Origin of the sequence: Tumebacillus sp. BK434, from assembly GCF_004340785.1 — a bacterium.
Classification (GTDB): Bacteria; Bacillota; Bacilli; order Tumebacillales; family Tumebacillaceae; genus Tumebacillus_A.
In genome coordinates this window covers 1-6059 of record NZ_SLXS01000018.1, presented here as the reverse complement: position 1 = coordinate 6059, position 6059 = coordinate 1, and the positions used below count along the sequence as shown (strand labels likewise).

Genomic DNA, 6059 nt, shown 5'->3' with positions numbered 1-6059 from the left:
CCTGAGCCAGGATCAAACTCTCAATAAAAGTTGAAAAGCTTGTATCTTGACTCGTATCTCATCTCTGTAACACTCGTTTAGTTTTCAAGGATCAAGATTGTCCAGCGTTGCGACAGGATGTCGCGTTCTTAGCTGGGCTACCATCACCGCGTGTCTCTCGCGGCGACGCATATTAACTTACCACGTTGGTCACCCTAAAGTCAACTGGTAAGTTTTCTTTTTTCATCACCGCGTCTTCCGCGGCGACAAGGACTATCTTATCACGCCCGCCCGTTCCGCTCAATTTCCGCACCGAAACAAACCCAAACAAATCTCCACCCTTCCCCGCACAGCCACGCCAGAGCTCCCCGATCCGGCAAAAAAGACCCGATCTCGCAGGCGAGACCAGGTCCACTTTTGCATCGATCAGCCTTTCACGATCAGCCCTTCGCGGCGGAACAGCTTCGAAGCCAGCACCACAGCGATCCCCGCATAGACCAGGATGCTGCCGAGCACGAAGCCGATATGCGTCCAATTGATGATGCCATAGAGCAGTTCTTTCACCATCATCGTCGCATTGATCACCGGCAGGAAGTAATACACCGTCGGCGCATCTTGCGGCGACATGAACATCGTCGCATACACCGGCACCATCGCCACCACCATAAACGGTGCCAGATAGGTCTGCGCTTCCTTAAACGACTTCGCCAGCGAGGACACGCACAGCATCAGCGAAGCGAACATCACCGCCAGGCCGAGCAGCATCACCAAGAGCAGCACCACATTCCCCGCAGTCAGGAACGACAGGGACAGCTCCAAGCCGCCTTCCGCTTCCGTTCCCAGCACGCTCGGCATGATCTTTGCTGCGATCATCATCGCCATCGTCGACGCGATTGCCGACACGAACGCCATCAGCGACGTGGTGATCAGCTTCCCGGTCAAGATCGCCGTCCCGTTCACCGGGGTCGTCAGCAGCGCCTCCAGCGTACCGCGCTCCTTCTCCCCGGCGATCAGGTCGGTCGCCGCCGGCATCGCCCCGGTCACACAGGAGACGATCAGCAAGAGCGGCACGATAAAGCCGAGGAACGAACCGGCTTTCTGATCATCGGTCGACACGTCCACCCCCGCTACATGCAACGGCTGCACCGCTTCGGCCGACAGATTCAGCTCCGCCAAGCGTTTCGCCATCATCTGCTGCTCCAGCCCGTCCAACAGACCCTTCAGCACATCCTGCGCAATCGCCGACTTTTGATCAGCCGGGTTGTACAAAATGTTCACGTTCGCCGGCTGCTTCGACTCCACTTTTTTTGCAAAATCCTCGTCGATCTCCACGATTGCGCGGATCTCGCCATCGGTCAGCGCCTGCTTCGGATCGGTCGGCTTCATCACTTCGATCCCCTCATACGCGGTGATCGCCTGCTCCACTTCCGCCTGCTGCCCGATCACGGCGATCGGAATGTGGCTGCGCGCATCTTCCTCCGTGCCCACCTGCATTTTTACGATCAAGATCATCAGTGCCGGAATCAGCAGGAGCGGCAGCAACACGGAGGTCAGCCATGTCTTGCGGTCCCGCAGCAAATCGGTAATTTCCTTTTGAAGCACGATCCATACTTGTGCAAACTTCATTGCCCCTCACCCACCATTTCCATAAAGATGCGGTCGAGATCGTTCGTTCCGTTCTGCTCATACAAGGCATCCAGCGTCCCATTATATTGCAGTTCCCCACGGTGCAGGATCACCACACGGTCGCACAGCCGCTCCACTTCGCTCATGATGTGCGAGGAGAAAATCACCGTGCGCCCCTCCTGCTTGAACTCGCCGAGCAGTTGGCGAATCACGTTCGCCGACGTGATGTCGAGCCCCGAAGTCGGCTCATCGAACAGCACCACGTTCGGGTCGTGAATCAGCGAGCGCGCGATCGCCACCTTTTGCTTCATCCCTTTAGAAAAGCCGCCGACGCGCTTGTCGAGATACCGCGTCATGTCAAAGCGCTTGGCCAGGCTCTCCGTACGCGCTTCGACCACGCTTTGCTCCAGCCCGTACAGCTTGCCGAAATAGCGGATGTTCTCCCGTGCCGTCAATCGGTCGTACAGGCCGGTCTCGCCGCCAAACAGGATACCGACCTGCTTGCGCACCTCTTCCGCCTGACGCACCGCATCCTTGCCGCCGACGGAGATGCTGCCATGGGTCGGCTTCAACACCGTGGAGATCATGCGCAGCGTCGTCGTTTTGCCCGCGCCGTTTTCCCCGAGCATCCCGACCACTTCGCCTTGCCCTGCGGTGAACGTCAAGCCCTTCACCGCCGTAAAATCGCCAAACTTCTTGGTCACGCCTTGCACTTCAATCATCCCAGTTCCCCTCCCGGTTCTCTACTCCGTAAAACGATGCTTTAGAATGATGCTTTATTCTCCAATTGTTTCCTTGTCACCTGCCACCAGCCGATCGCGCCCAGCCCGCTGAACAGAATCGACAGCAGCGCGTACGGCCAGCCCGCACCTTGCGCCCATTGCATCACCGTCTGCACCACATGCCGGTCAAGCGCCAGCCAAAAAGTCAGGCCCAGCACGATCCACAGCACCAAATACCACGCCGAGTACAAGTAAAACTTTTTCAAACTGCCTGAATTCAGCTCCCAGAACGGGTACCAGCACGACAGCACCGCCCCGTAACCAAACCAGATCAGCACAAACCACACGTATTCGGACGGCGCCATCCAGGCCCGCATTTCGGGCGACAACAGGTACAGTGTGCCGAACAGGAACAGCGTATTCGGCACCGCCCGCAGCAGCACCAGCAGGATGCGGCTCAGCGCGATACCGCCCGTCGAGATCGGCAACGTCCGGTACATCAGCAGCTGATCATGCGTCCGCTCCGTGTACTTTTTCGTATACCACGGACAGCCGATGACCGGCACGATCGCCAGGAAGTAAATGTCGAGCAAGAACGGGTCGAATGCAAAGCCGCTCTGCAGCGACCGCAGCAGCATCGCCGTCCATCCTCCGAAGAACACCGACATGAACATGATCACCAGATAGTTCCACCACACCCGCTTCACATCATGTTCGACCAGTTTCCACGCTTCTTGCCACATGTTAGCCCCTCCCCCGGTCGTACTCGCTCATCAACCCGGCAAAGATCTCATCGAGCTCCAGGTTATGCACTTTCAGCACGGCGATGCCCTGCTCCCGGAACGCTCGTTCGGTCGCCCGGCGATCGGAGGTGATCACCCGCACCGGGCCCGCGCCTTCCGCAGACACCACGCCCGGCATGCGCACTGCCGCCTCCGCTGCGCCTTCCACCCACAACTCTTTCCAGCTGTCCATGATCTCGTCTTTTTCAAAATAGCCGAGCAGTTTCCCCCGGTACAAAAACGCCACATAGTCGGCGTACTTTCGCACTTCCTCCATCACGTGCGTCGCAAAGATCACCGTCTTGCTGCCGTCTTCCAACAGCGCTGAGATCTCTTCCATCATCTTGCGCGCCGCAAACGGATCGAGGTTGGCGGTCGGCTCGTCGAGCAGGATCAGCTCCGGGTCACGGGCGAGGGCGAGCAGGAACAGCACGCGCTGCTTGGTGCCTTTCGACATCTTGGCGATCTTTTGCTGCGGGTTGATCTCCAGCTTCCCGCACATCTCGGAAAAACGCGCCTCGCTCCAGCCCGGGTACCACTGCTTCATAAACTCCGCCGCATCTGCCGGCGTCATCCCTTCATAGCCAAACGCGCTGTCCGGCATGTATCCGATCTTTTCTTTGATCCGCACTTCCGCTTCCGGCTGCAGCATGCCGAGGAGCTGCACCTCGCCCGCGTCCGGACGGATCAGATTTTGGATCAGGTGGAACAGCGTGGTCTTCCCGGAACCGTTGGGGCCGACCACGGCGACCCGGTATCCTTTTTCAATCTGCAAATCGATCGGGCCCAGCGTAAAAGGCCCTGATTTTTTCGTCACGCCGCGCAGTGACAGTGCGGTCATGTTGTCCGTCATGCAGCTCACTCCCCCTGTCCCGTTTTTATTTCGCGCAGGACGCCTTCAAACAGCTCGCGCAGCACGTCGACTGAGCATCCCAATCGTCTGCCGATCTCCACCGCGTCCCGGAACGCCGCAAGGACCGCTTCTTCGCGAAATTTCTCACGATCGCCCGTCTCGACCTCGGAGACGAACGTGCCAATGCCCTTGCGCGTTCGGATCAACCCTTCATTCTCCAGATCCTGATAGACCCGGCGGGTCGTGATCACCGAACAGCCTAACTCCTGTGCCAACGCGCGGATCGACGGAAGCGCAGTGCCCGTCGGCAGTTGACCGCTGAAGATCAACTCGCGAAACTGCGTTTCGATCTGGTGATAGATCGGGTCCGCGCTGTCTGATGATATCTGAATCGGGATTCGCAACAGCAGCACCCTCTCTCACTGTTTATACTGTATATATCTATATACACAGTATACACGATATACACACCCGGTCAATAAGAAAAGCCCGATTCTGGAAAAATCGGGCTTGCTGCACATCGGTCTCCTTTAGTTTTTCACAACGGGTACTTTTTCGCGCACTTGTTGCAGTTGGAAGTGCGCTTCGATCTTGCCGACCGCCTGCCCCTTCATGTTCAGCACCTCGGGGTCGGTGTGCGAGCTGAGCGCCGGGTCCTGCAGCGCACCGTCAGTGCCGATGCCAAGCTGGCGGAGCACTTCGTTCATCACGGCATAGGTGGCGCGCGGCGAGCCGTCTTCGATCTTGATCGCGATGCCAAGGCCGGTCGCTTTGTCACCGATGCAGTAAACCGCTTCTGCACCCGCCTTGCCGAACAGCCGCCCTTCGAATGCATTCATCAGGTCGGTGCAGTAGCGCTTGTTGCCGCCGACCATCTCCGGTGCGGCCATCATCGCTTCGGTAATGCGTTTGACCGCATCGCGGCGCGCCTCCTTCTCGATCACGTCCGGCTTGGCCATCCGGGCAAAGCCATATGCGATGTTCGCGAGCGGAAGTTGGTGCACCGGCACGCCGCAGCCGTCGATCGCCGTCCGGATCTCGTCTTTCGGGTAACACATGATGTCGGCGATCGCGTCGAGGATGCGCTGCTGAACAGGATGGCTTTCCAGGTGATAGGTAGCAGGGTCTTCCCCCATATGTACGGCGGTGGCGATCATCCCGGAATGCTTGCCGGAGCAGTTGCTGTAGATCGGGGTCAGTTCGCGCCCGTCGCGGATCAGTTGCTTGTAGCTCTCTTCATCGCGGGGGACGTGCGTGCCGCACTGGAGCAGCTCTTCCCCTTGGCCGGCCCGCTCCAGAATGCCCATGGCGCGGGTGCGGTGGCGCAGTTCACCGCTGTGCGAGGCGCAGCAGAGCGAAAGATCGGCATCTTCAAAAACAAACTGATCGGCCGTCCCTGTCTCCACCACCGGAATCGTCTGCAGCGGCTTCATCGCAGAACGGGCAAATGTCAGTCGGTGCGGGTCACCGTACGAATAGAGAAGATGACCGGAAGCATCGACAACAGCAATATGACCCCGGTGCGAACTTTCCAAAATTCCGCCCCGGTAGACGTTAGCAACGATGTTCATCTGGGAACAGCTCCTTTGTGTGAACAGTCAGAAATCTACAACTCCAGTATACGACAAAAAACGACCCGGTTCCAAGAACCGGATCGTTTCGGTACTGCAAGTTGGTGCGGTCGAGAAGACTCGAACTTCCACGGGTTGCCCCACACGCCCCTCAAGCGTGCGTGTCTGCCATTCCACCACGACCGCATAGAAAAAGTAAAGATGGTGCCGGCGAAAGGAATCGAACCCTCGACCCACTGATTACAAGTCAGTTGCTCTACCATCTGAGCTACACCGGCACGACGTACAGGATGTACAGTCGATCGCCGTTGCGACAGGACGTCGCTGGACTTAGGCGATCTACCGCTGTGTTCCCTGAAAACTGGATGCGAATCATAGTGAGTTAGAACTTACTTAGGATAAGCCCTCGACCGATTAGTACTGGTCAGCTACACGCCTCGCGGCGCTTCCACCTCCAGCCTATCAACCTTGTCTTCTACAAGGGGTCTTACCACGTTGACCGTGTGGGAAGTCTTATCTTGAGGTG

At 57.9% G+C, this 6059-nt stretch carries 6 protein-coding genes, 2 tRNA genes and 1 rRNA gene; all 9 read right to left on the bottom strand.

What is annotated here, in order from left to right; genetic code table 11:
- Positions 1-405 precede the first annotated feature (405 nt).
- Positions 406-1605 carry an ABC transporter permease gene (locus EV586_RS20350; protein WP_132946900.1) on the bottom strand — a complete coding sequence of 400 codons (1200 nt, stop codon included), beginning with the start codon at positions 1603-1605 and terminating at the stop codon, positions 406-408.
- Positions 1602-2327 carry an ABC transporter ATP-binding protein gene (locus EV586_RS20345; protein ID WP_132946899.1) on the bottom strand — a complete coding sequence of 242 codons (726 nt, stop codon included), beginning with the start codon at positions 2325-2327 and terminating at the stop codon, positions 1602-1604. Before EV586_RS20345 ends, EV586_RS20350 begins: the two co-directional genes overlap by 4 nt.
- Positions 2328-2368: 41 nt before the next feature.
- The gene (locus tag EV586_RS20340; protein ID WP_132946898.1) at positions 2369-3070 is read right to left on the bottom strand and encodes a hypothetical protein; all 702 of its coding nucleotides are present in this window, start codon (positions 3068-3070) and stop codon (positions 2369-2371) included.
- A 1-nt stretch (position 3071) separates the two neighbouring features.
- On the bottom strand, positions 3072-3962 hold the full coding sequence (locus EV586_RS20335; RefSeq protein WP_132946897.1) for an ABC transporter ATP-binding protein: 891 nt from the start codon (positions 3960-3962) through the stop codon (positions 3072-3074).
- Positions 3963-3967: 5 nt separating this feature from the next.
- Positions 3968-4366: a GntR family transcriptional regulator gene (locus EV586_RS20330; RefSeq protein ID WP_132946896.1), complete on the bottom strand. Its 399-nt coding sequence runs from the start codon at positions 4364-4366 to the stop codon at positions 3968-3970.
- A 126-nt stretch (positions 4367-4492) separates the two neighbouring features.
- A complete protein-coding gene (locus EV586_RS20325; protein WP_132946895.1) occupies positions 4493-5533 on the bottom strand; it encodes an asparaginase in 1041 nt (346 codons plus the stop codon).
- Positions 5534-5635: 102 nt separating this feature from the next.
- A tRNA-Leu gene (locus EV586_RS20320) sits at positions 5636-5719 on the bottom strand.
- Positions 5720-5735: 16 nt separating this feature from the next.
- Positions 5736-5811: transfer RNA gene (locus EV586_RS20315), tRNA-Thr, on the bottom strand.
- A 116-nt stretch (positions 5812-5927) separates the two neighbouring features.
- A 23S ribosomal RNA gene (locus EV586_RS20310) occupies positions 5928-6059 on the bottom strand; the annotation flags it as partial.

What these genes read in the sequence shown, in the direction of transcription:
- EV586_RS20350 (WP_132946900.1), bottom strand. Translation starts at nt 1,605, where the DNA reads ATGAAGTTTGCACAAGTATGGATCGTGCTTCAAAAGGAAATTACCGAT.
- EV586_RS20345 (WP_132946899.1), bottom strand. Translation starts at nt 2,327, where the DNA reads ATGATTGAAGTGCAAGGCGTGACCAAGAAGTTTGGCGATTTTACGGCG.
- EV586_RS20340 (WP_132946898.1), bottom strand. Translation starts at nt 3,070, where the DNA reads ATGTGGCAAGAAGCGTGGAAACTGGTCGAACATGATGTGAAGCGGGTG.
- EV586_RS20335 (WP_132946897.1), bottom strand. Translation starts at nt 3,962, where the DNA reads ATGACGGACAACATGACCGCACTGTCACTGCGCGGCGTGACGAAAAAA.
- EV586_RS20325 (WP_132946895.1), bottom strand. Translation starts at nt 5,533, where the DNA reads ATGAACATCGTTGCTAACGTCTACCGGGGCGGAATTTTGGAAAGTTCG.